Annotated in this window: 28 protein-coding genes and 1 pseudogene; 23 read left to right on the top strand and 6 right to left on the bottom strand. The window is 34.4% G+C overall.

Annotated features, from left to right (window positions below):
- Positions 1 to 39: 39 nt before the first annotated feature.
- From C1192_RS24315 to C1192_RS24290, 6 genes are all read right to left on the bottom strand, one after another.
- Positions 40 to 1,128, bottom strand: a complete 1,089-nt coding sequence (locus tag C1192_RS24315) for an IpaC/SipC family type III secretion system effector (RefSeq protein ID WP_038355846.1) — start codon at positions 1,126 to 1,128, stop codon at positions 40 to 42.
- Positions 1,129 to 1,142: 14 nt separating this feature from the next.
- Positions 1,143 to 2,879 (bottom strand): type III secretion system translocon subunit SseC family protein, encoded by a 1,737-nt coding sequence (gene sctE, locus C1192_RS24310; RefSeq protein ID WP_038355845.1) that lies wholly within the window; start codon positions 2,877 to 2,879, stop codon positions 1,143 to 1,145.
- A gap of 5 nt (positions 2,880 to 2,884) precedes the next feature.
- Positions 2,885 to 3,352 (bottom strand): type III secretion system translocator chaperone SicA, encoded by a 468-nt coding sequence (gene sicA, locus C1192_RS24305; protein ID WP_038355844.1) that lies wholly within the window; start codon positions 3,350 to 3,352, stop codon positions 2,885 to 2,887.
- A gap of 70 nt (positions 3,353 to 3,422) precedes the next feature.
- Positions 3,423 to 4,055, bottom strand: a complete 633-nt coding sequence (locus C1192_RS24300; RefSeq protein WP_256734208.1) for a type III secrection system effector, WxxxE family — start codon at positions 4,053 to 4,055, stop codon at positions 3,423 to 3,425.
- 10 nt (positions 4,056 to 4,065) lie between these two features.
- Entirely contained in the window at positions 4,066 to 4,455 is a 390-nt protein-coding gene (locus tag C1192_RS24295) for a CesT family type III secretion system chaperone (protein WP_038355843.1), read from the bottom strand.
- A 19-nt stretch (positions 4,456 to 4,474) separates the two neighbouring features.
- Entirely contained in the window at positions 4,475 to 5,953 is a 1,479-nt protein-coding gene (locus C1192_RS24290; protein WP_038355842.1) for a hypothetical protein, read from the bottom strand.
- 309 nt (positions 5,954 to 6,262) lie between these two features.
- Here C1192_RS24290 and C1192_RS24285 point away from each other — a divergent pair, with 309 nt between their 5' ends.
- The 23 genes and pseudogenes from C1192_RS24285 (at position 6,263) to sctT (ending at position 24,319) form a co-directional block, all read left to right on the top strand.
- Positions 6,263 to 7,876 (top strand): type III secretion system effector inositol phosphate phosphatase, encoded by a 1,614-nt coding sequence (locus tag C1192_RS24285; protein ID WP_038355841.1) that lies wholly within the window; start codon positions 6,263 to 6,265, stop codon positions 7,874 to 7,876.
- 9 nt (positions 7,877 to 7,885) lie between these two features.
- On the top strand, positions 7,886 to 8,251 hold the full coding sequence (locus C1192_RS24280; RefSeq protein WP_038355840.1) for a molecular chaperone: 366 nt from the start codon (positions 7,886 to 7,888) through the stop codon (positions 8,249 to 8,251).
- The gene (locus C1192_RS24275) at positions 8,248 to 8,697 is read left to right on the top strand and encodes a lytic transglycosylase domain-containing protein (RefSeq protein ID WP_038355839.1); all 450 of its coding nucleotides are present in this window, start codon (positions 8,248 to 8,250) and stop codon (positions 8,695 to 8,697) included. The genes C1192_RS24280 and C1192_RS24275 overlap by 4 nt, the downstream gene beginning before the upstream one ends.
- Before the next feature lie 16 nt (positions 8,698 to 8,713).
- Positions 8,714 to 9,826, top strand: coding sequence for a PrgH/EprH family type III secretion apparatus protein (locus C1192_RS24270; protein ID WP_038355838.1), 1,113 nt, complete (start codon positions 8,714 to 8,716; stop codon positions 9,824 to 9,826).
- 10 nt (positions 9,827 to 9,836) lie between these two features.
- On the top strand, positions 9,837 to 10,088 hold the full coding sequence (locus C1192_RS24265; protein WP_038355837.1) for a type III secretion system needle complex protein: 252 nt from the start codon (positions 9,837 to 9,839) through the stop codon (positions 10,086 to 10,088).
- Positions 10,089 to 10,101: 13 nt separating this feature from the next.
- Entirely contained in the window at positions 10,102 to 10,395 is a 294-nt protein-coding gene (sctI, locus tag C1192_RS24260) for a type III secretion system inner rod subunit SctI (RefSeq protein WP_038355836.1), read from the top strand.
- Positions 10,396 to 10,400: 5 nt separating this feature from the next.
- Positions 10,401 to 11,134: pseudogene (gene sctJ / locus C1192_RS24255) on the top strand (type III secretion system inner membrane ring lipoprotein SctJ).
- Complete coding sequence (locus C1192_RS24250; protein ID WP_038355835.1) at positions 11,122 to 11,643, top strand: OrgA/MxiK family T3SS sorting platform protein; 522 nt, start codon at positions 11,122 to 11,124, stop codon at positions 11,641 to 11,643. Before sctJ ends, C1192_RS24250 begins: the two are co-directional and overlap by 13 nt.
- Entirely contained in the window at positions 11,609 to 12,307 is a 699-nt protein-coding gene (locus tag C1192_RS24245; RefSeq protein WP_038355834.1) for a hypothetical protein, read from the top strand. The genes C1192_RS24250 and C1192_RS24245 overlap by 35 nt, the downstream gene beginning before the upstream one ends.
- Positions 12,282 to 12,689 carry a hypothetical protein gene (locus C1192_RS24240; protein ID WP_038355833.1) on the top strand — a complete coding sequence of 136 codons (408 nt, stop codon included), beginning with the start codon at positions 12,282 to 12,284 and terminating at the stop codon, positions 12,687 to 12,689. The genes C1192_RS24245 and C1192_RS24240 overlap by 26 nt, the downstream gene beginning before the upstream one ends.
- On the top strand, positions 12,673 to 13,095 hold the full coding sequence (locus tag C1192_RS24235) for an MxiM family type III secretion system pilotin (RefSeq protein WP_038355832.1): 423 nt from the start codon (positions 12,673 to 12,675) through the stop codon (positions 13,093 to 13,095). The genes C1192_RS24240 and C1192_RS24235 overlap by 17 nt, the downstream gene beginning before the upstream one ends.
- Positions 13,096 to 13,221: 126 nt before the next feature.
- A complete protein-coding gene (locus C1192_RS24230) occupies positions 13,222 to 13,854 on the top strand; it encodes a transcriptional regulator (RefSeq protein WP_038355831.1) in 633 nt (210 codons plus the stop codon).
- Positions 13,841 to 15,538: a type III secretion system outer membrane ring subunit SctC gene (sctC, locus tag C1192_RS24225; protein ID WP_038355830.1), complete on the top strand. Its 1,698-nt coding sequence runs from the start codon at positions 13,841 to 13,843 to the stop codon at positions 15,536 to 15,538. The genes C1192_RS24230 and sctC overlap by 14 nt, the downstream gene beginning before the upstream one ends.
- A 19-nt stretch (positions 15,539 to 15,557) precedes the next feature.
- Positions 15,558 to 16,631 (top strand): type III secretion system gatekeeper subunit SctW, encoded by a 1,074-nt coding sequence (gene sctW, locus C1192_RS24220; protein WP_038355829.1) that lies wholly within the window; start codon positions 15,558 to 15,560, stop codon positions 16,629 to 16,631.
- A gap of 12 nt (positions 16,632 to 16,643) precedes the next feature.
- Positions 16,644 to 18,704, top strand: a complete 2,061-nt coding sequence (locus C1192_RS24215) for an EscV/YscV/HrcV family type III secretion system export apparatus protein (protein ID WP_038355828.1) — start codon at positions 16,644 to 16,646, stop codon at positions 18,702 to 18,704.
- A gap of 11 nt (positions 18,705 to 18,715) precedes the next feature.
- Positions 18,716 to 19,117 (top strand): InvB/SpaK family type III secretion system chaperone, encoded by a 402-nt coding sequence (locus C1192_RS24210; RefSeq protein WP_038355852.1) that lies wholly within the window; start codon positions 18,716 to 18,718, stop codon positions 19,115 to 19,117.
- Between the two features lie 3 nt (positions 19,118 to 19,120).
- Positions 19,121 to 20,413: a type III secretion system ATPase SctN gene (gene sctN, locus C1192_RS24205; protein ID WP_038355827.1), complete on the top strand. Its 1,293-nt coding sequence runs from the start codon at positions 19,121 to 19,123 to the stop codon at positions 20,411 to 20,413.
- A 116-nt stretch (positions 20,414 to 20,529) separates the two neighbouring features.
- Positions 20,530 to 20,853, top strand: a complete 324-nt coding sequence (locus C1192_RS26255; protein ID WP_038355851.1) for a hypothetical protein — start codon at positions 20,530 to 20,532, stop codon at positions 20,851 to 20,853.
- Positions 20,834 to 21,742: a SpaN/EivJ family type III secretion system needle length determinant gene (locus C1192_RS24195; protein WP_038355826.1), complete on the top strand. Its 909-nt coding sequence runs from the start codon at positions 20,834 to 20,836 to the stop codon at positions 21,740 to 21,742. Before C1192_RS26255 ends, C1192_RS24195 begins: the two co-directional genes overlap by 20 nt.
- Positions 21,736 to 22,638, top strand: a complete 903-nt coding sequence (locus C1192_RS25240; protein WP_038355825.1) for a FliM/FliN family flagellar motor switch protein — start codon at positions 21,736 to 21,738, stop codon at positions 22,636 to 22,638. Before C1192_RS24195 ends, C1192_RS25240 begins: the two co-directional genes overlap by 7 nt.
- Positions 22,628 to 23,278: an EscR/YscR/HrcR family type III secretion system export apparatus protein gene (locus tag C1192_RS24185; RefSeq protein ID WP_038355824.1), complete on the top strand. Its 651-nt coding sequence runs from the start codon at positions 22,628 to 22,630 to the stop codon at positions 23,276 to 23,278. Before C1192_RS25240 ends, C1192_RS24185 begins: the two co-directional genes overlap by 11 nt.
- A 13-nt stretch (positions 23,279 to 23,291) precedes the next feature.
- On the top strand, positions 23,292 to 23,552 hold the full coding sequence (spaQ, locus tag C1192_RS24180; RefSeq protein ID WP_038355823.1) for a type III secretion system export apparatus protein SpaQ: 261 nt from the start codon (positions 23,292 to 23,294) through the stop codon (positions 23,550 to 23,552).
- Positions 23,552 to 24,319, top strand: coding sequence for a type III secretion system export apparatus subunit SctT (gene sctT, locus C1192_RS24175; protein WP_038355822.1), 768 nt, complete (start codon positions 23,552 to 23,554; stop codon positions 24,317 to 24,319). Before spaQ ends, sctT begins: the two co-directional genes overlap by 1 nt.
- Positions 24,320 to 24,323: the final 4 nt, after the last annotated feature.

Genomic DNA, 24,323 nt, shown 5'->3' with positions numbered 1-24,323 from the left:
TCATTAAAAGAGCCATATATAATGGCTCTTTTAGAATTTTTAGGCCCGGATGTTGCCAGCAATTTGACTTGCTGCAGAGTTTCGTGACTGATTAATGCTATCAATAACCTGCATTAATTTATTTATTAATTCAGATGTAGCCCGGGACGTTTCTTTGGACACCTGAGATGCGTCTTCAGCCTGCTTGCTGCTTGCCTGGTTGATCATTTGCTCTTCTTCTTCGAGGGCAGATGCATAACGTCCACCTGCCTGGGAAACATTGCCCGCAAGAGATGAGCTTTCCATAGTAGCCCGGCCAAGGTTTTGTTTTTGTTGACCGGAAAGTGTATTTATATCATAGGAGTTTCTTTGGATATTAATTTTCTCTTGAAGTGTCTTATCTGCAAAACTCAATGATTCTTTATGCTCAGAAGAAAGAATAGGATTGTCGGGTGTTAATTTATTATCGCCTATAAGTTTAGAGCCTGTTTTATTTGATTGATTAATGCTAATGTCAATTTGTTTATTTAAGCTGAGCTTAGATCCGGTTAATTCTTTTTCAAGATTTTGGACTGTTGTCAGGTTATTTTTAATTGCACCTTTTTGTTCGCTAATTCCCGAATGAGATTTTTTTGCGCCAATGCCTGTGATACCTACCTGCATTACTGCTCCGGTAATGCTTGATGACAAGACTGCAGTGCCTTGATTAACAATATTTTGTGCCGCAGACTTTGTTGCTTCGAATGAGATCACGGACAATTGTGAACTGAGTTTTGTTTCTGCAATTCGCATAGCCGACAGCAAAACAGTAGCATTAACCATTAATGCTACTGCACTCGATGAAAGATTTGAAATATCCAGAGTTTTGGTTGAATCAATAGACTTACTCATTTCAGAAAGTTCTTTCAATTTGTTGTCAGCGACTTTAGAAATAAGCTCCGAATCACCCTGTACTTGTTTTGAGAAATTAGACAGTTGTTCAAAATTCAATGGCGTGGTTAATAGAGGCCTATTTCCTACATTAAGCGGTAAAAGTGCCGCCATGCGCTGATAATTTTCGGCAGAAGGCTTTACTGTTGGATTATTTAAAATCTCTTCAGCAGAAAGAGTTTTCGCAATATTATTTAAGTTAGTGCTATGAATTTCCATAATGTTCACCTCTATCAAGCGGTAGTTTGTTTCAATATAGCTCGTGCGACTTCAGTTTTTTCTGTTTGAGAATCAGACATTGACGCTAATAACTCTGCTATTACCTCTTGCAGTTGTGCAAACTTTTCAATTGCATCTCGCATATATTTTGAAAGTTGTTCTACTTGACTTTTTGATAATGTCAGTTCGGATAGATCTTTGGCTGCGTTGTATTGGAACGTTGCAGAAGCAATATTCCCTCCTGCCTGAGTGGTTGTCTGTACTCCCTCACCTATGACTACAACCTGATTTAATCGAGTTGATACAAGTTGTTTAGTAATAACATCATCACCCGTTGTTCCCATGAATTTATTTAACCTGGTGACTGCATTTGAGACAACGTCATCAAGTTGTGAACTCATGTTCTTCAGGAATTTAGGAATAAGCTGGCTTATCGTTTTACCTATCATTTGTCCAATCTTGTCTGCAAGTTTTGCTGCTGCCTGTTTACCCACTAATGCGACTACGACAACTGCTGCAACAAGTACTGCAGCTCCGGCGATAGCGCCGAGTATGGAGCCAACCATTTGTGCTGTTTTGGAATCAACACCAAGTCCCTCAAGCATTTTGGTAAATGCATCAGAAAGGAATTTCATTAATGGTTCCAGAATTCCTTTCATCAATGGATTTAAGGCTTGTTCCATGAAGGAGGTACCAGTAGCAGCCTGGACAATTGTATCTGCGGCCATGAGTGCTAAACCAACCGCTGCAATTGCTAAAGAGGCACCTCCGGTAAAAGCAGCAGCAATAACACTAACGACTGTGAGAAGTGCTCCTAAAATTTTACCAATACACCCCATTACTTTGTTTAATTCTTCTGCTTTACGAACTTCAGCTGCATATTCGTCAGATTTTTTCTCCATTTCAACTTTTCTTGCATCCTGGAGAGATTGGAAAAGTGCTAAATCATTTTTTAGTGATTCTTCATTATTTTTGCCAACAAGTTGAATAAATGTCGCCATCAATTGAGTAACACTGGCGAGACCAGTTAACGATTTATGTTGTGTAGATAATTGCTGGGCAGTAGATTCTTTTGTAAAGCTGGATAATGAATTAATTTCGGCTTCAAGTTTGTTCGCCTTATTTGTAAGGTTGTTGTGAATAGGTATGGTAATCTTTTCAAGATTTTCTTTATCTTTGAGAGCGACTTCTTTTTTCTCTAATAGTTTTTGTTTCTCCTGTATGGCTTTATTATAATCAGGAGAGTTTTTTTCGAGAGTGGCAATGTGTTTTTCTAGTTTTTCAAGATTTGCGTCTAGTCCTTTAATCTGAGATTCAATGCTTTTTAGGCTGTCAATCTTAGAGCCATATTCGTCGATTAGTTTTTCCACTTCATTGTGAAGAGAATTTATTTTATCAGAATACTCAATGTTTTTTTGCTCTCTGGCTTGAAGTAGCGACTGCCATGAGCTGATCTTTTGTGCCAGTGCATGTAAAGAGTTATCTCCTAATATTTGTATAAGATTGCCAATTAATAAAGTTAATTGTGAGCTTGGATTTAATGATTTAGGGCGTGTAAGCTCAGGGTAAGTAAGATCTGAAGAGCGCTGAGCATTAGATAGATTGCTATTAGCTGATAAATCGGCAACTTTGAGAGCAAAAAGTTTATTTGCTGCTTCATTGGCGGACTGAATAGCCTGATCAGTAATGTTTTTTGATGTCAGTATATTTACTAAAGGCAGGTTGGATTGTGCTGGATTTATATTGTTCATGATATTTATTCCTTAATATCCTGAATTGCGTCAAGATAAGATTGCGCTTTGGCTTTTAGTTTTTCATCATTACTGTGCTGAAGCACAAGCTGGAAGCACTCTTTAGCTTTTAATGGGGATTTCAGACGAAGATAGCATTGTCCAGTATAAAAAACTGGGCTATAGTCATTTTTACTCAATGCAAAAGCAACTGCGTATAGGTCGGCTGCTTGTTGGAATTGTTCTTTTATTTGATAAATAGCCGCAAGGCCTAATATGTAATTTACATTGTAAAAGTCGTAAATGCACAAGAAGCGAAAGAATATTTCAGCTTCTTCTATTCTACCTTTATTATAAAAATCATATGCATAAGAGTATAGATCATCCATCATTTCATCAGGTATGGCGTTAATGTCTTTTAATGTTGCACCTTCATTAATCGCGTTCAGTATAGCTGTGGAGATGTTCTCATTGTTAGCGGTATTTGGTGACATAATAATTTCCTTGAAAATTTAACCTGAGTATTTTATTTAAGAAACAAACATATATATTGATAAAACTATGTCATTGCATTTGTCGATAGACTGCTTTTAATACCTCCGCTTTTATATTAATATCTAATGCTTTTATCGATTCATGGAATATTGACTCATAAACGGATTGCGAAACTTTATTTGATATATCCCTCATCTGAGCATTATATTCATTCATATTACAACTATATCTTTTTAACAGTTTTTTTTGAAGTCCCGATGAAGCAATTTCATTAAGTGCTGAATGGGTGATCGAAGTTTGGGAGGCTCTTTGATCGAGTTTTGTATCGGGTAACTTGCTTTCGATTGCTGCAAATACACTGTTGCGATTTTCTTTAGATAATACAATATTATTCTGTAGGGCCATTTCATCTATACATTTATTAACCATCGATGAGATGTAATTGGTTCGTTCTTGACTCATCCATGAATAAAAATATCTTCCTTGATTATTCTCCTTAATTCTATCTATAACTTTATTACGAATTTTGTTTATATCTGTGGCCTGAGTGGATGTAGCGGAGATATTATTTTTATTTGAATTAAAGGCTGATATAATTTTTTTAAAAAATAGTCCTTTACTAAGTGATGTAGAATCTAATGATATATTGTTCTTGATGTTAAGGACTTGCGAAGTTATTTGTGGTGGTATATGCATAATCATCTCACTTATACTAATTCTGCTTTGATTTCAGGGTGTTTATCGTAATTTCCAGGCAGCGCAAGAAGTCATAAAGGTGTTCAACAAATTCATCTGGCGATAAATAGCTTTTTGTGATCTTGTTTGTTAAAACACATTGATCACTATCCGGGATTAAGCTTATGCTACATCCGTGCTCTCTGTTTAATATATAGCTTAGTTTAAGTATGTACTCAGGGGTCTGAGAGCCATCTACAAAAATATCATCATCACTAAGTAGACCTGTCAAAAAAACAGAGTCATTACTATCTGTTATACAAACTGGAACATTCTCTTCGAGAAGAATGAAAGCTTTTCCTTGGTCATTAAATTCAAGTTCAGCTCCGATGGTGTCTTTAAGTTTACTATAAATATCTTGGTGCATGTTATAATCCTTTCTGCTTTTATCGTGATTTATCTAGCAGAGTTTTGTTCACTAATAGCAAATCGTGGGTATAAAATAAAAGCTCTTGGTTTTTATTTTTTAAAGACTGGTAAAAGTCTATAATTTTTATTGATTTTTCAATGAGTTGCTCTTTTGTATCGGTCATGGTTGGCTTAAATTCACTTATGCGTGAATGTGAGTTGTGGGGAGCTAACTTTTTTAATGATTCGAAGCATGAGTTAATTATTTTATTGTAATCATCCAAAGATGCATTTTCAATGTTATCTTTATTTCGTATAACAAGCAATGTGTTAAATTTATTTATTTTATGAGAAGAAGTAACTTTGTTGAAACTATTTAAATAACTACGGCGAAGTTTTATCATCGTCATTATGTCAATTTTTTCATCGACATTCTTTATAATGCCTTTATGGATTTTATTTAATTCTTCTATGCGAGCCATAACTTTATATGCATATTTATAAGCATCATTAGGATTTGCTACTAGTTTGATTTTTGGAAAAGGCACATAGGTTTCCGCATCCCCTGCTTTTAGAACATCAAGCGCCATTCCGGCGCAGTTTTGAGATTTGCTAATAAGTTTATAATGTTCTGTTCTTCTGAAAGCTCCACCTCTTTTTTTACAGATGAAACTTGAAAGTTTTGATTCATCAAGACCAAATAAATTATATTCGGTGCCTCCGTCCCTGGATTGATTTTCTCCTTGTAATGGGATGTATATCTTATTAGCACTAACTCCCCAAGAAGCTTGATCAATGTCCTTTTTCTGATTCGCTCTTGGATAAAGAGCATCTTTTCTATTGATATCGGTTTTTACTATCTCATGTTCATTTGACTTTTTGTACTCTTCACCTGCGTTAAGCCTTTGAACTGTACGGTCGCTTAACATATTTAATTTATCTTTCCTATAAGAGTTTGTGCTTATACTAAGACTTTTTGAAAAATATGTAGATGTTATTTTTGTTGAGTTATTGAGTGGGTACCAACTGAGATACATATGGGAAGGTTCTGGCTTCATATTATTTTTTACACTGACACTCGTATGTCCCCAATGGTCTGCTCCTTCATAATTCCAGCACCGTAATACAAGATGTCGTTCAAGATTTTTCGCTGTACCAATGCCATGAAAACGATCTGCCGCATTTAGCATTGTTTTGATGTCTTTTCCAGTAAAAGAATGTTGTAATCTACTTTTTGCTGCTTCGTATGCGAAAAAAGTACTCTCAAAAGATTTTTCTTTTGCTAGAGCATTCAGGAATTGTAATACGGCCTTTTGATTATCAATATGATAATTTTTTAACATTGAGTCTAGTTCCTTAGAATGTAGCTTCGAATTGATTTTACTCAATGTTTTAAAGCATAAGTCTTTTAGAGAGAATGGTGATGAAATAAGTTTATATCCTTCCTCGCTCTTTTCTATGTTTATCCGACCGGTCATATTGCTGGCGATGTTAAAATCGCTTACTTTCATATTCATACTATACAGGCTCTTTCGTGAAGGAAATAGTTATTGGACACCAAAGGTTAATGTATTTTACTTTTCCTATTCTATAAGAAATTTTTTAGCTTTATGCAAGTAATGTATCGTATATGTTTCTCTTTTTACAAAATCGATTCTATCAGACGATTTCATACTGAAATCCCACGCATTAGTCCTTAAGCTGAAAGTATCAAAGATACATTTTTAAAAAAAGCATAATAGCTGTTGAACCACTTTGTTACTTGCGGTAAAAACGGAACATGTCATTGAATGAAACAGCCCTTACTTATAAGAGAGGTGTTATAAATGCAGATAACAAACTTCGGTCATATGAGAGTTTCACTGCCTGTTAATGAATCCAATAAAGTAGGTGGGGGAGATAAGCCAACTGGGGGGAAAGTAGTCGATTTACCGAGGGTAAAACGTGGTGGGGGAGAAAAAGCTCTTGAGCGACTTAACAACCTGTATCTGCAAAACCAAACAAAACTTTTAGGTAAAAGTTTTGTCTTTGCGCATGAAAGAGCCACTGTATTTGCTACTGCAATTAAGTTAGCCGGTGGGGACGCATCTGTCATCAATCAATTGATGAAACAATATGAATCAAAAGGTTTTAGTGAATTAAAATTAAACGATATCAGAGTTCTTAACAGGACTGTTTATCAAGAATTACAAAAGCAGTTTGGAATTAAGAACAAAAACGATGCTCAAATTAAAGCGAAAGAAATATTCACAAAATATTTAAATAACAAGCCTTGGGATACTATAACGAAAGCGCTTGAGCATGGTGGTAAATCATATCGATTTGAATTGACGCCTGCATCACAAATGAAAATTGGGAAAAACGATATTTTTGAAAATAAATATAATGGGAAAGGTATTTGCTGTGCTTCAACAACAGAAAAAACACATATTGCAAATATGTGGATTTCAAAGGTCACAGGCGATAATGGAGAAGAGTTGTTCTCCGGTATCAGGCATGGAGTATTATCTCCATATGGATTAGAAAAAAATACCAGAGAAAGAGATGATGCTGCTTTCAGTAAAGCCAGGGAGTTGGCAACCGCAGCATTATTTAGCAAACCTGAATTAGTAAATCGCGCTTTAGCAGGTGAGACTGTGAATTTGAGAATGGTATCTACAGCTCTTTTAACACCGACAAAGGTTACGGGAGGAGAAGATGTTATGCTCAAAGATCAGGTTAAAGCATTGAAGAGATTAATATCACCAAAGGGGCAACCAACCGAATTAAAAATAGAGGATGAAAATGGCGTTTTAAAAAGTGTTAAAGTGCATTTAGAAATATTACCATTTAATTGTGGTGTTAATGAGTTGGCTCTGAAACTTGGTCTTGGCTGGAAAGCGGTTGATAAGTTAAATAACGCCTCGATTGAAATATTGTTGGGAAAAGATTTTCTTTCGAAGGGCGTTGTGAGTGGATGGGCTGGCGAACACACTAAGTTAAACCCACATAAACAGAAAGATATTCTTACATTGGCTGGTCAGATTAGGGAAATAATGATAAATGACCTACATAAAAACGATGGAGGGGAGCCATATAAGTTATCGCAACGAATTTCTATGTTAGCCTATGAAATAGGTGCAGTGCCTTGCTGGAACTGTAAAAGTGGTAAAGACAGAACTGGCATGCATGATGCGGAAGTAAAAAGAGAAGTTATAATGAAACACCAAAGCGGTGAATATTCAAAAGTGAACGGTAAATTAAGTAAAGAAGACCAGGTTTTATTTGGTGAAGTTTTGATTAATAGCGGCAACATGGAAATCCAAGAGAATAATACTGGTGTCCCAGGTAGTAAAGTTATTAAAAAATTACCGATGTCATCGTTAGACTTATCATATAGTAAAAGAATTGGTGATAATAAAATATGGGATATGGTAAAAGGTTTTTCTTCGTTTGTATAAAGGATGAATATGGAAGATATTATTGATAATATTTGTAAAATATTGGATATACCATCAATAGACCCCGATGAACAAGGAATAGTGTTTGATGATGATATATTGATTTATATTGAAAGAGATTCAGACACAGTAGGATTATTCAGCCCGTTTTGTGCATTACCTGAAAATATAAATGATATTATTTATGCACTAAGCCTTAATTATTCAGATAAGGTATATTTAACAACTGATAACGAGGGGGAAAGTTTAATTGCAAGATTAGATCTATCAACAATTTATGAATATGAAGATATATCAGTGCATGTAGAATATTTTGTTATGCGTGTTCGTTGGTTGAAAGAAATATTTACACGACGTATGCTGGGGGAAGTATGATTCGCTTGGCTGCAGTTTTATTGTTCATGATTCCTTTTTTGAGCAACGCAGATTGCTGGGGTGTTGCAGGTGAGAGATATAATATTCCTCCGAGTTTATTAAAGGCGATAGCGGAAAAAGAATCAGGCTTTAAAACTACAGCCATTAATGTAAATAAAAATGGGAGTAAAGATTATGGTATAATGCAAATAAATGATTTTCATCTTAAAAGGCTTAGTGAAATGGGATATTCAAAAGAAGATTTAATTGAGTCTCCATGCCTTTCAATTTTATACGCAGCTAAATTGCTAAATGAGTTTATGCTTAAGTATGGAAGAGGTTGGGAGGCTGTAGGGGCATATAATGCAGGTACATCCTCTAAAAAGGAGAAACAAAGATTAAAATATGCAGAAGATGTTTATAAAAGGTATATAAGAATTGAAAGAGAGAGTAAAATAAGAATCTAAAAATATAAGAGGATGTATGTCTGAGACAAACAAAACAGGTCCTGCACAAATTACACTTTTAGTGAAATCAGCAAATGGTGATGAAATTGAATATCCTTTATATTATGGCGATAATTTAATTGCTTTTGGGAAGGCAATAGAAAGCATAAAATTTTCTGATGGAGTTGTTCCTGAAAATGTCATTCCGATAGTCGATAGTGATGATGATATTGTTCATATTAAGTTGTCTGACGATGGGGGTATCATTATCCATAATACCGAAGAAGAATGTATTCATTTGGACTCAGATACTAATTCTTTCAGGTATAATAATTTTGATTTCTTTGTTTTGAATATGAAGGGAACTAATGTTGAGAAAGGTAAAAAAGAAAATAATTTTAAAAAATATGTGTTGATTATTGTTTCTTTGGCTTTTATCATTATCACCAGTATGATTGTTTTATTTTTTAGACATGATGAAGCAAAAGAAATTGCACAAATTATTGATGAGAAAAAATATGGCATAGTCAATATCGACAAATGCAATTACATTATTGCAGAGACGCAAAACGATGCTGTGTGGGCATCTGTTTCCCTAAATAAAGCTAATTTTAATAAATGCCGGAAGATAATAACGGCGGCATTGGAAAAAAATAAAATAAAAGAATACATCAATCAAAGATTTCCTGCGATTAATTTAATTAACTTTAAAATTACAAGCTCCAGTGCAAATTTAATTGTTTTTTTAAGTAAAGAGAGAAATGATCTTTCTAATGCGGAAATCAGTGCGGTAAAAGATTCTTTGATAAAACAATTTCCATACTTTAAAGGCATTGACCTAATTTATTTAAGTGATGAAAAGGCAAAATTATTTGCCAGGGGGATATTTACGAAGGCTAATGTGCGATACAAAGAGACAAGTGCTAATAATAAAGTTACATATTCTGTCATGGAAGAGCTATCAGATGAAAAACTGGAACTAATGAATAAAATGATTTCTGATTTTAAAGATATATATGGTGATCAATATATCGAGTTTGTTATCCAGTTGATGGATGATGACTTTAAGGGGAAGTCATATCTTAACAGTAAAGATAGCTATGTAATGTTGAATGATAAACATTGGTTCTTTTTAAATAAAACAAATTAAGAGGAATGATATGAGTATTGCAGTACCAGAAAGTGATTGGACTTTAAGTGAATTATCTGCTGATTTTGATAAAGGCACTAAAACCTTACAGGATGAACTGACTGCAGCGCTGGAGAAGCTGACGGTGAATCCTTCGAATCCACAATTGTTGGCGGAGTATCAAAGTAAGCTTTCTGAATATACTCTATACAGAAATGCTCAAAGTAATACTGTTAAAGTGATCAAAGATGTAGATGCTGCAATTATTCAGAACTTCCGTTAACAGGTAATTATCTATGAGTTATATTGAACCAGTTAATCAAATTGATATTATCAGAGCTGGCTCTTTACATTCAAATGAAGTGTCTTCGCTTGAAGATCTTGTTGTCAATAAATATGGAGAGCTTAAAATGGATACGGATGCGACAGTTTTTAAGATAACAAATATGGTTGATGGTCAGAAGTCCTTAAGTACGGAGGAACTTGCCAATCTACAAAGGATGACTTCAAATTACTCTTTGACTGTATCATTGATTGGCACATTGACGAGAAAAACAGTTACTGCCGTTGAAACCTTATTGAAAGCATGAGTGTTATGTTTAAGCATAAAGGTCTATTCTTATTGTCCATGCTTATGTTGGGTGGGTGTGAACAACGTGAAGAGTTGGTCAACAACCTATCCCAAAATCAAGCTAATGAGATAATATCAGTCTTGGAACGGCATAATATATCGGCTAAAAAAGTTGATGTCGGTAAACAAGGGATTGCCGTACAAGTTGAAAAGGGAGCATTTGCATCATCGGTTGATTTGATGAGAATGTACCATCTTCCAAACTCTGAGAGAGTCGATATTTCGCAAATGTTTCCAGCTGACTCATTAGTCTCTTCACCAAGAGCAGAGAAAGCGAGGTTGTATAGTGCTATTGAGCAAAGACTTGAACAATCATTGGTTTCAATTGGTGGGGTCATATCTGCAAAAGTACATGTAAGCTATGACCTTGATGATAAAAATGGTTCTTCTAGACCGATGCATGTTTCTGTTATAGCGATCTATGATTCACCAAAAGATTCGGAATTACTCGTTAGCAATATTAAACGTTTTTTGAAAAACACTTTTTCTGAGGTAAAATATGAAAATATTTCAGTGATTCTTACACCAAAAGAAGAATACGTGTATACGAACGTTCAGCCTGTTAAGGAAGTTAAGAGCAGTTTTTATAATGAGTTTTGGTATTTATTTCTAGCATCTATTCCACTACTCATTCTGGCTGGCATTTGGATCTTTAGAGTCTTTGGTTCAAAGAAAAAATAGTTATATGCAGAAAATAGAGGGCGTTTATAAAAAATATCTTTCTATTATTTTTGATCCTGCGTCCTATATAAATACTTCGCGCCTAAAAGTACCAAATGGATTTTTGGGTAACGATATTATTAGAAGGGAAATTAATAATCTAATAATTGATGAGTATGATTTAGATTGTTCTATTGAAAATCTAAATGGGGTCGCCGTCATGTTCATAAGTAACTGGCATCTGCTTCCTATGGTTGCTTACTATATAGGTGTTGACAACATAAAACATCCTTCTTTTAGCAAGAAGGATGTAGCCCTTGATTTTATAAAAAACATGGGTGATACAAATTCCGAAATTATTAACAGCGGATTTAATCAGATGATTGCATGGGAAAATTATATTCCACATGGGTTATTTGAACGCATTAAATTACTGTTTAATCCTGCATTGTTAAATGTAAATGATACAGTGGTAGAAAGAAATACTTTGCAACTTATCAACGGTATCCAATATGCAAGAAAATACTTTACCTGTGTCAAAAGCTAATGCCTATAATGGTATCATTATAAAAAAAGAGGAAAAGGATTTATGTAAAACAATTAGAAATAGAGAAATTGAAAGTCGAAAAAAGGTAAAACAAATTTTACTTGAGGCTACCAGAAAGGGAGAGTCGTTACGAGTTGATGCAATTAGGCAAGGCTATCAAGATGGTATGCAATGTGCATTTAGGCATGTTGTTAACTTTTTAAGTGAATGGAAATTAAAGCAAGATAATGATAGGAGAGAAGTAGATAATTACATTCGTCGTATTCTGGGTGACAACTTGCACAATAAAACAATAGTTGATGACCTTCTAAATGCATGGATTGAGTCATTAAATGAATCTGCCTCAGAATTGGTGATTGTATTACCGGTAAGAAGCCGAACGTGGGCAAAAAAAATAGAATGTCAAAAATTTGAATCATCTCCGCATATGAATATAAATTATCGCTATGTGGAATGTGAAAATTATATGTTTAGTTATGGTGATAGCGTGGTTGAATTCAGCCCAGAAGATATCATATCTCAGGTAAAATCTGAGTTTGCAGAAAGACTGACTAAACAAGATAAATTATTTTTCAATAAAACATACAAAGAAATCATAAAGAAATTTGCAAATGATTTATTGGCAGAGAGTGGAGAATATGATAGAACGAGTACAGACACTTGATATAGTTCAGCAGGGGAGAAATGACACAGGGATTTATATTATGGAAGATCTGGTGAAAAGTTCTCTTCCATCTGATATAAGTATTGTAAATGATGAGCTTAGTAAAATTATTTCTAACGATTTAGGAACTAAAAATAATGAGGAGATATTTAACGAGATAGAAAGTTTGTTCAAAAATCACTTCCCCTTTTACACGGCTTATCAAAAAAGTTCAGCTATTAACGATTTTATAAAAAATAATATTGACTTGGATATACCTGGCGCATTTAATGATGCGATCGCTGTATATAATAATATTGATTTTTATATAAAAACAACAACATTCGAGGCTATTAGAGATGAGTTTGAAACAGGGAGGGATCAGGATGAAATGGCATGGTAAAATATGCTTAGCTTTAACGTGTATATTTTCTCTTAGTGGTTGTTCATTAAAATATCCTTTTTTCAATGTAAATGAAAGTTGGAATATTGTTCCTGTCGGTAAAGAATTTACATATTTACCAGAAGACTTCTCATTAACATTTATTCCAAAAGAAAAAAAATTGAAGGTTCATTCGAAATGTATAAGTGATCATGCTGTTTACGGATTTAATTCAGGTAAATTCAGTGCTACTTTTAACAACATAAGATCAGACTCTTGTTTAGGGATATATCAAAAACAGTCTGTTGGTAATTTATTCAACCTGCTACGAGATGGCGTAGTACTAAGAGGTGGGGGGGTAAACAATATTATATATCTCGAAAAAGATAGCGAAGTAAAAATACAGCTTAGAAAAAAGGAGTCGTAGAGTTTTGATAAAATATAAAGGATTGCACACAACTAGTATGATTTACATTAGTACTTGTGAGCATGCTGCTACGACAGTAGAACTCATAAAAAATAGAGAACGTTGTGTCGTTGAATTATCTCCGGCGTGGCGTGGTTTTTTTTTGCCAGAGATTTAAATATAAAAATAAGAAGTGAAGTGATTTATCACTGTGGCTTTAATGTAAATATGTGTGCTAAATTCTTAGCGTTCTGGGATTATTTTAATAATATTGATTTTAAGAGATATTCAACTAAAAATTATTTTTACTTCGATTATATGTATGCTCATCACGAGCATTGTGATAAAGATTCTGTTGTCGATGGGTTAATGCTTAATTTTATTTTGTCTCCCGGTCAAGAGATAAAAGATGCGCTGATGTTGATTAGGATGACAGAATCCTATCATTTAGTTCTTTATCTTTTGAAGTCAATTGACCGAGATGAAAGTGTAAAAATAAAAAATTTAACTGAAGGATATGGAGTTTCAGAGGCTTATTTTAGAAAATTATGCAAGAAAGCCCTTGGAGCAAAAGTTAAAGAAGAGCTGAGCCTCTGGAGATTGGTTAATGGTTTATTAGATGTCTTTCTACATAAAGAAACCATCACATCCGCGGCGATGAAAAATGGATACGCATCAGCATCACATTTTTCAACAGAAATAAAAAATCAATTGGGTTTTTCTGCTAGAGAACTGACAAATATATTTTTTTTGGTGAATAAAAAAAATGGGACAATTTAATAAAAAAGCATTGCTGTTCTGCATGGTTCTTTTGCCTCAGATAGCAAGTGGTGAGATGAACCTTTCAGAAAAGAAAGATGTAGCTGTATATGTTGCTCAAAGTGATTCTTTGGCTGCATTCTTTGAAAAATTTTCAGCAAAATTGAATTATCCGATTGTTGTTAGCAAACAGGCTGCAAAGAAAAAAATTACTGGAGAGTTTAATTTATCTAATCCGGAGAAAATGTTAGAGAGTGTTTCATCTTTAGTCGGGTTAATTTGGTATAAAGATGGTAATGCATTATATATATATGATTCAAGTGAACTGATAAGTAAGGTTATTCTTCTTGAAAACATTTCTACGAATTATCTTGTTCGATATATGAAGGATGCGAATCTATATGATGATAGATATCCGATAAGAGGTAATTTTAATGAAAAAACATTTTACATATCGGGACCACCTGCTTTAGTTGAATTAATCGCTAATACTGCATCGCTACTTGACAGACAGGTATCTTCAATAGGGGCTGAAAAAGTTAATTTCGGTGTTATAAAATTGAAAAATACTTTTGTTAGCGATAGAACTTATGATTTACGGGGGAAAAGTATAGTCATTCCCGGAGTTGCTACAGTTGTTGAAAATTTACTAAACAACAATGTGTCTTCTAAAGATGGGAGCAAAAGAGCAGATCCTATGCCACCTTTTGGAGAAACCAAAAAAGCATTTGATACAATAGATGATTTATCACTTACAACAGTTGCAAATAATGCATTACTTGAGAATGTCTCAATCATTGCTTATCCAGAAACTAACTCTATCTTAGTGAAAGGAAATGATCAGCAGATACAGATTATCCGTGATATTGTAACACAACTGGATGTTGCTAAAAGGCATATCGAATTATCCTTATGGATAATCGACATCGATAAATCTGAACTAAATAATATAGGAGTTAATTGGCAAGGAACAGCTTCGTTTGGTGATACATTTAGCGCAACATTAAATGTAAGCCCATCCGCCTCAATTAGTACCTTGGATGGAAATAAATTTATTGCATCAGTAATGGCTCTAAATCAAAAGAAAAAAGCTAATGTTGTATCAAGACCGGTTATTTTGACACAAGAAAATATCCCAGCAGTATTTGATAATAACAGAACGTTTTATGTATCTTTGGTTGGTGAACGTAACTCTTCGCTAGAACATGTTACATATGGTACATTAATCAATGTGATACCTCGTTTTTCATCACATGGACAAATTGAAATGTCTTTAACCATTGAAGATGGAACGGGGAATAATAAACCAAGCTCTGTCTATAATAATGACAATGTATCAGTGCTTCCTGAGGTTGGAAGAACGAAAATAAGCACAATTGCAAGAGTACCTCAAGGTAAAAGCTTACTTATTGGTGGCTATACTCATGATACAGATTCTGATGAAGTAACATCTATACCATTGCTTTCATCGATTCCGGTTGTAGGTAATATATTTAGGTACAAGAAAAATAATGTCAGTAACATTGTTCGCGTGTTTTTAATACAACCGAGAGAAGTTAGTGAGTCTAATTATTATGACACTGAAAATTATAAACCTCTGTTGAATCAAAATGAAGTTATGGCTGCAACTACAGCAGCTAATAATTCTGCTGAAGGTGTGATATTAAATGATGACCAAGCACTAATTTCGTTTTTAGATAAATAAACTTCTTAATTGGTGACGTATGCTTGATATAAAAAATACAAGTGTTTTTAGTTCATCACTCATTAATAAGTCGCTCGCATCAACAACGGCTGAGTCTGCAGCTGGAGACGATGTAGCTGATGCTGAAGTCGATTCTGGTTTAGCCAGCAGTAAATTTATTGATGCTGCAGATGACATGGCTGCAATCCTTTCTTCTTTCAGAAATAGAAGAGAACTTGAAAAGATGAAGGGGGCAAATAGCGAAGGGCAAGAGCGTATCCTCGAAGGTGAAGATGATGAGATCGCTCAGCTTCTTTTTAGTTTAAAACAGTCTTTGAAAAATAAGCTCCCTCTTGATAGGTCTTTTATAGAGGAACTTAAGAGGCATTTCAAAGACCCAAGTGACCAGGTTCTCGTATTACGGGAATTGTTGAGCGAGAAAAATCTTTCAATAGATCAGATTGATGCATTAACATCATTTGTTAATGAAATTACATCTGGTAATGAGAAATTCATTAATGCAGGAATAAACTCAGCGATACAGGCTAAGTTATTTGGCAGTAAAATGAAGCTTGAACCACAGATGTTACGCGCATGTTATCGTGGTTTTGTTCTTGAGGATAAATCTTCCGCAAATCAGTACCTGGAATGGTTAGGTAACTTTGGTTTTGATAACAGACATACAATAGTCAATTTTGTGGAACAGTCTTTGATTGTTGATATGGATTCTGTCCAACCTAGCTGTAATTCCAACGAGTTTGGCGTCGTTTTATCAAAGTTACTCTCTATTAAGATGCTTCGCACTTCAGACATCATATTTATGAAGCGATTAGATTCATCAAGTCTTCTAAAAGATGGTGGGATGAATGCAGAACATTTGCTGCTTTCGTTATTGTATATTTTTCAATATCCAGCAGAGAGTGAAAATATTCTTACTTCTGTAGCAGAACACTCTAAAGGTGATTATAAGCCTTCTGTTCTGTTCCAAACGTATTTATCTTCGATAAGCGACAGTCCACATGATATATTTACCAATGAAAATGAAAGAAATATGGCCCTAGATATTCTGAGAGATCTTGTTACTAGCTCATATAAGAAAGAATTTTCACGTTAAAAGGACAAGCAAGTGATCCAGACATTTTTAAAAAATGTAAGTACAAAACCAGAGCTAATAATTCTAGTGCTTATGGTCATGATTATCGCGATGTTAATCATACCGTTACCCACATATCTTGTTGATTTTTTGATTGGACTTAATATAGTCCTGGCAATTCTTGTTTTTATGGGATCATTCTATATTGATAGAATCCTAAGTTTTTCAACCTTTCCCTCAGTATTACTTATAACGACGCTATTTAGACTTGCTTTATCAATTAGTACAAGCAGACTCATTTTAGTGGATGCAGATGCTGGGGAAATAATAACAACGTTTGGCCAGTTCGTGATAGGCGAAAGCTTGGCTGTGGGGTTTGTAATATTTTCTATTGTAACAGTTGTGCAGTTTATTGTTATTACGAAAGGGTCAGAAAGGGTTGCTGAAGTGGCTGCTCGTTTTTCGCTTGATGGTATGCCAGGCAAACAAATGAGCATTGATGCCGATCTGAAAGCAGGGATCATTGATGCGGCAGGTGCCAAAGAACGGCGTAGCGTTCTGGAGCGTGAAAGCCAACTCTATGGTTCATTTGATGGGGCTATGAAATTTATTAAAGGAGATGCGATAGCGGGTATCATCATTATTTTTGTTAACCTAATTGGGGGGATTTCTGTTGGCATGAGCCAGCATGGAATGTCGGTTTCAGGTGCGTTATCAACTTATACAATATTAACTATAGGTGACGGTTTAGTCTCTCAGATACCTGCATTATTAATATCAATAAGTGCTGGTTTTATCGTAACCAGAGTTAATGGTGAGAGTGATAATATGGGACGTAATATTATGTCCCAGATTTTTGGAAATCCATTTGTTTTAATAGTGACATCTGTCTTGGCCTTAGCAATTGGCATGTTGCCTGGATTTCCTTTTTTTGTTTTTTTCTTAATAGCTATTACATTAACAACATTATTTTATTACAAAAGAATCATTGTAAATAAAGACTCATCAACTGTACCTGATGGGGCTAATTTTAGTGGTTCATTTGATGTGGATAATTCTCAGGATTCGTCTTTGGCAATGATAGAAAACTTGGATTCTATTAGTTCAGAAACGGTTCCATTGATATTGCTTTTTTCTGAAGATGCTACTAAAGGTAATGATTTAGACAATTTAATTGAACGTGTAAGAAGTCAGTTCTTTATCGATTATGGCGTGCGCTTACCGACTATTCTCCATAGGGTAAATAATGATCTTAAAGAAAATGAAATTCTTCTTTTGATTAATGAAGTCAGGGCTGATAGTTATAATATCTACTTCAATAAATTTTGCATAACGGATAAGAATAGTGATGTCCAAGCTTTGGATATACCTGTAACTACATCTGTATATGATGATAGAGAAATCTCGTGGATTGATGTTTTATTTACAGAAAAACTTGCTAATATTGATGTTAAAGTGAAAAGTTCACAAGATGAATTTTATCATCAGTTGTCCCTTAGCTTGTTACACAATATAAATGAATTTTTCGGAATACAAGAAACTAAGAATATGATAGATCAGTTTGAAAATAGATATCCTGATCTTGTTAAAGAGGTACTTCGCCATGTGACAATACAACGAATTTCTGAAGTGTTACAGAGGTTATTGGCAGAGTGTATTTCTGTTAGAAACTTAAAACTTGTTATGGAATCTCTTGCACTTTGGGCTCCGAGAGAGAAAGACGTGATTACTTTGGTTGAACATGTTCGTTCATCTCTATCAAGGTATATTTGTAGCAAAATAGCGGTTGCCGGAGAAATAAAGGCGGTTATGCTATCAAGTTACATTGAAGATGCTATAAGAAAGGGAGTCAGACAAACTTCTGGAGGAGCTTTCTTAAACATGGACATTGAAGTTTCAGATGAGATAATGGAGACACTGGCACATGCCTTAAGTGAATTAAGGAGAGAGCAAAAAGATTTTGTTTTATTAGTATCTGTTGATATCCGGCGATTTGTGAAAAGGCTAATTGACAATAGATTTAGAAATTTAGCTGTTATTTCTTATGCAGAAATAGATGAAGTATATTCCGTTAATGTTATTAAAACTATTTAATGAGGTTGATTATGAGTAATATTGATTTGGTTCAATTGATTCGAGATAGTCTTTTTGCAATTGGATGTCCTCCTGGTATTATTTCAGACCTTGATAGTCATTCAGCAATTACAATATCGCTAGATGACATGCCAGCTATTAATATAGCAATGGTGGATAGCTCTGTCTGGTTGTGGGCTAATTTTGACCATCCAAGCGATCATCAGCTTCAGTCTTCTGCATATAATATCTTGAATTTGATGTTACAGGCATTTCCATATAGTATTAATGAGATTGTAGAAATGCATCGCTCTGATGAGTTCTTGCAACTAAGAGTAGTTATTAAGGATGATTTTGTTCACGATGGGATTGTTTTCGCTGAAGTTATGCATGAGTTTTATCAGCGTATGGAGATTTTAAATGGAGCTTTATAATTGATGAAGCAAATAAGATTTCTTACGCCGCTTTCATATCCAAATAAGATATCAGGGCCTATCCTTGAGGCTCGTCTCCAGGATATTTCAATTGGAGAGATTTGTAACATTCGTGCTAGTATTGACAGTAACGAAGTCATAGCAAGAGCTCAGGTTGTAGGATTTCATGATGAAAAAACTATACTAAGCCTTATTGGCAATTCACGTGGATTATCACGAAGAACTTTAATTAAACCGACAGCTCATTTTTTACATTCGCAAGTTGGCCACGGTTTATTAGGCGCTGTGGTTAATCCTTTAGGGGAGGTCACCGACAGGTTTTTATGTACTGACTATAAAGAAATTCTTCATCGGCCAGTTGATGCTTCTCCCCCTTTATACAACGAGAGAGCGGTGATAGAGGATCAGTTCTGTTCTGGAGTTAAAGTCATCGATTCATTGCTCACTTGTGGCGAAGGTCAACGAATGGGAATCTTTGCTTCGGCTGGTTGTGGTAAAACCTTCTTGATGAATATGCTGATTGAACATAGTGATGCAGATATTTGTGTCATCGGGTTAATTGGTGAACGAGGAAGGGAGGTGACAGAAATCGTTGATTATCTTAGAAATTCACCGAAAGGTAATAAATGCGTTCTTGTTTATGCGACTTCCGATTATTCTTCGGTCGATCGTTGTAACGCGGCTTATATTTCAACTACTATTGCGGAGTTTTTCAGATCTGAAGGATATAAGGTTGCACTCTTCATCGATTCATTAACAAGATATGCACGTGCCCTTCGTGATGTAGCTCTAGCTGCTGGAGAAGTTCCAGCCAGAAGAGGCTATCCTGTATCTGTTTTTGATAGTTTACCTCGGCTTCTTGAGCGGCCTGGTAAACTTAAATCAGGGGGATCAATAACAGCATTTTATACAGTTCTTATGGAGGATGAGGATTTTGCGGACCCATTAGCAGAAGAAGTTAGATCGATTTTAGATGGACATATTTATTTAAGTCGTAATCTGGCACAAAAAGGGCATTTTCCAGCGATAGATCCATTAAAAAGTATAAGTCGTGTTTTTAATCAGGTGGTGAGTGCTGAACATCGTGAGATTGCATCAAAATTTAGACTTTTGCTAAATGAAATAGAAGAATTGAAGACGATCATTGACTTCGGAGAGTACAAACCCGGAGAAAATGCTAAACAAGATTATGTTTATAATAAAATGGCAGAAGTCGATAAATTTTTAAAACAGGATTATCAAATTGGCTTCTCATATGATCAGACAATGGAACTTATAAATGAAGCACTTGGATAAGGCTCTAAAGATAAGAGATAAATATCAACGTTCAATAATATCAATTGAAACTAAGATATCAGTATGCCAAAAAAAAAAGTAGACTATGTGCTGAGGTCGATGCTTTAGAAAAAAAAGTGACATACTTTGAACAAATTGAACAAGAAACACAGCCCTGTGGGCTCACTAGTGTTAATCAGCTTTTCGACTTGAAACGTAAGATTGGTGTAATAAAGAAACATATTTTGCATTCTCAATCTGAGATTCTCATTTTGAGAAATGAAATTGAAAAGGTACAAAATGAAATCAATGAGTTTGTCACCTTAAAAAATGAATTTCTCCATAAAGAATGCAAAATATCTAAGCGTATAGTTCATATTAAAAGGGCGCATTATACCAGACAATTGATGTTCGATGATATATTATTGGAGGATATAAGACATGGCGTTAGAAAGTGTTAATTTGTTTTATGGAGATGTACAATATGCAGATGAAGGTTTAGATGAAGTAATATATAAGACTGTTGAATATGATATTTTGAAAAAAAAGAAAAAAATTGATATTCCACAGTACAATTCATTAATATATCATTTTTTTTCTCATGATAGGGCGCCTGAGACTCTTCCTAATGAAATCTGCTTTAATCTTTCAGCTAATAATAAACAGCCTAACCTTCGGGAAGGTACCATCTTATCTGGTTATTCTCAGGAGTTTAATGGTACGCGGTCTGCTACTAAGTCATCATATGGTATGATGAGTCTTATTAAGAGTGCAGAACAAAATTCCAGTGTTGAAATTATAGACAAAAAGACAGGTGTTGACACCTCTCCGCAGCCTGAAGATATAAATTCTAAGAATTATAAACAGACATGTGATAAAGCTCCTTTAAATAATCTTGTCAGTTATTCTAATTTAAACAATCTTCTGAAGAGTAGTGAAAATACTGGTAATGATGAGCTTTTTGATAAGATCGGTGGGGGGAACTCTCCATTACTTAGCACAGGAGAAAGTAAAGCAATTGAATTACATTTAGCAAAGAAGAACATTGAGACAGACAAGCAAAACTTGAACCTTAGAAATGAACCAAGCCCAGAAAATACTAAAACTTTATCGCCTAATAATGGAGAAATGACTTACCATTTTAAACAATGGGGTGGGGGGCATTATATAAATATATCAATGGATTCAACTGGATTTCTTCTGAAACCTTCTGACAATTATGTTGATAGTAAATTAGAATCATTATTAGGAAAGGATTCTGATGGAAATTATCTCTTTGATAGTCGCCAAGAAAACAAAGGAAATAACAATCGTTCAGCAAATGATGAGCAGAGTGAAGAAGAATGCTAAAACTTCGAAAATTCGATCTACATGAAAATTTACAAAAGTTATATGCTAAACAGTTATCTCATCGTTTCAATATTGAAACTTACGTAGCTCCTCCTCCGAAAGAAGGGGTTATGTCCTTGTCATCTACCGATGGTCATTGGATTATCTATATTGATACGTTTTCATGGTTGAAAAATTTATATCCAGAATTTTCTAAATTTGCTAAAAAAGATTCACTGTTAAGGCTTTCAAAAAGTATTTTTAGTGAATTAATTGATATGCTTATTATACCAGAATTATCTAGTGACATATCATTTTGCTTATCAGAAGATGAAGTTCCCTCTCTTGAGGGAAAACGTTTTTGCTGTTTCGAATCGGAAGTAGGTTTTGTTTTTATTAATCAAATGCCATTGTCACGTGCATCTGTTGAACTTAATTCGTTATTTCATACCGTTGAGTTTAGTTTAGGTTCTTCATATCTCAGTTTGGAATCTTTAAAAAAGATATCAATTGGAGATATTATAATTGTTCAAACACTTTGCAATTTAATTTTATGCAACCAAGAGAACATAGGAGACTATATTGTGAATGATAATAATGAAGTCCAAATGAATATTCATAGTGATTCAGATGAAATAGCTGAATCTCAGGATACATTATCCCCAGTTAAATTGTTGGAATATGACGATATAAACGTTAAGGTTGAGTTTCTTCTCGCTGAAAAAAGAATGACATTGAATGATCTTAAAAGATATGTTGGTGATGAAGTTTTTAAATTACCAGAAAATGTAGTTCAGGAAGTGAAGATAAAAGTTAATGGTTCTTTAGTTGGACGCGGTGAGCTTGTATCGATAGAAAATGGCTACGGTATTGAAGTTACATCATGGATGGTAAAGGAGACTGTTCATGCTGAGTGATGTGCCGCTTATAGCTACTCTTTCATTCTTTACATTATTACCATTTTTGATTGCTGCAGGAACTTGTTATATCAAATTTTCTATTGTTTTTGTAATGGTTAGAAATGCATTAGGTTTGCAGCAAGTCCCTTCAAATATGACATTGAATGGCATTGCATTGATTATGGCTTTATTTGTGATGAAGCCAGTTATTGAGGCTGGTTACTCAAATTATATTAATAGTTCTCGGAAATTTGATTCGATTTCTGATGTTATTACCTTTTCTGAGTCAGGGCTTACAGAATATAAGCAATATTTAAAAAAACATACTGACTTAGATCTGGCTCGCTTTTTCCAAAAATATGAGGAGCACAATGAATCTTCTAAAGATAATGATGAAAGAGAATACTCTATATTTTCCCTTTTGCCCGCATATGCGCTTAGTGAAATTAAGGATGCATTTAAAATAGGTTTTTACTTATATTTGCCATTTATAGTGGTTGATCTTGTTATATCCAGTATATTGCTTGCTCTTGGTATGATGATGATGAGTCCTATAACTATATCCGTTCCTGTTAAGTTAGTTTTATTTGTTGCTCTTGATGGTTGGGGACTCTTGTCGAAGGCTTTAATTGAACAGTATATGACAGTTATTTCTTAGAAAAGAGGTTTTTGTGTCTGATATTGTATATGTTGGTAATAAGGCACTGTACCTTATCCTTATTTTCTCTTTATGGCCCGTTGGCATTGCTACAATTATAGGTCTTACAATCGGATTGTTGCAAACAGTAACGCAATTACAAGAGCAGACTCTCCCGTTTGGTATAAAGCTAATCGGTGTTTCTATTTCTCTGCTTCTACTTTCTGGCTGGTATGGAGAGGTCTTGCTATCCTTTTGCCATGAAGTTATGTCGTTGATAAAGAGTGGCGCATAATGGATATTTCAAGTTTTGAAAATATTCACATTTTTATACTTTTCCTTATTTGTATTTTCGTTAGGTTAGCGCCATTATTTTTTTTCTTGCCTTTTTTTAATAATGGAGTGATAACCGGTGCTATTAGACTTCCTTTGATTTTTCTTGTGGCCGGGGGACTCCTGATTTCAGATAGCATCAATGTTGATGCTTTTAATATTGATGAGATATATATTTATTTGCTCAAAGAGGTAATTATTGGACTACTTCTTGCCTTCACGCTATCTCTTCCTTTTTTCATTTTTCATGCTATTGGTAGCATTATTGATAACCAGCGAGGAGCTACTCTCAGTAGTTCAATTGATCCTGCAAATGGTGTCGATACATCAGAATTAGCGAAGTATTTGAATCTTTTCTCAGCTGCTATTTTTATATATTGTGGAGGTATGGCTTTTATTTTAGAGTCTGTTAAGCTCTCTTACGAAATGTGTCCACTGTTTTCTCAGTGCATCTTTAGCATTTCCAATATACTGGATTATTTAAGATTATTGGTAACCCAGGCTGTTATTCTTGCCAGCCCAATTATGATTGTGTTATTACTTTCAGAAGTTTTACTTGGTGTGTTATCACGGTTTGCGCCACAAATGAATGCTTTTTCAGTATCGTTGACAATAAAAAGTATGTTAGCTATGTTTATTGTCTTTATCTGTTTTTCTGCAGTTTATATCCCAAAGGTTCAGAGTTTCATTGGTGAAAGAAGCTTTTTTATAAATTCGTTATTGCGATAATGAT

This window comes from Escherichia marmotae (genome assembly GCF_002900365.1).
GTDB lineage: Bacteria > Pseudomonadota > Gammaproteobacteria > Enterobacterales > Enterobacteriaceae > Escherichia > Escherichia marmotae.
This window is presented reverse-complemented; position numbering and strand designations above follow the sequence as displayed.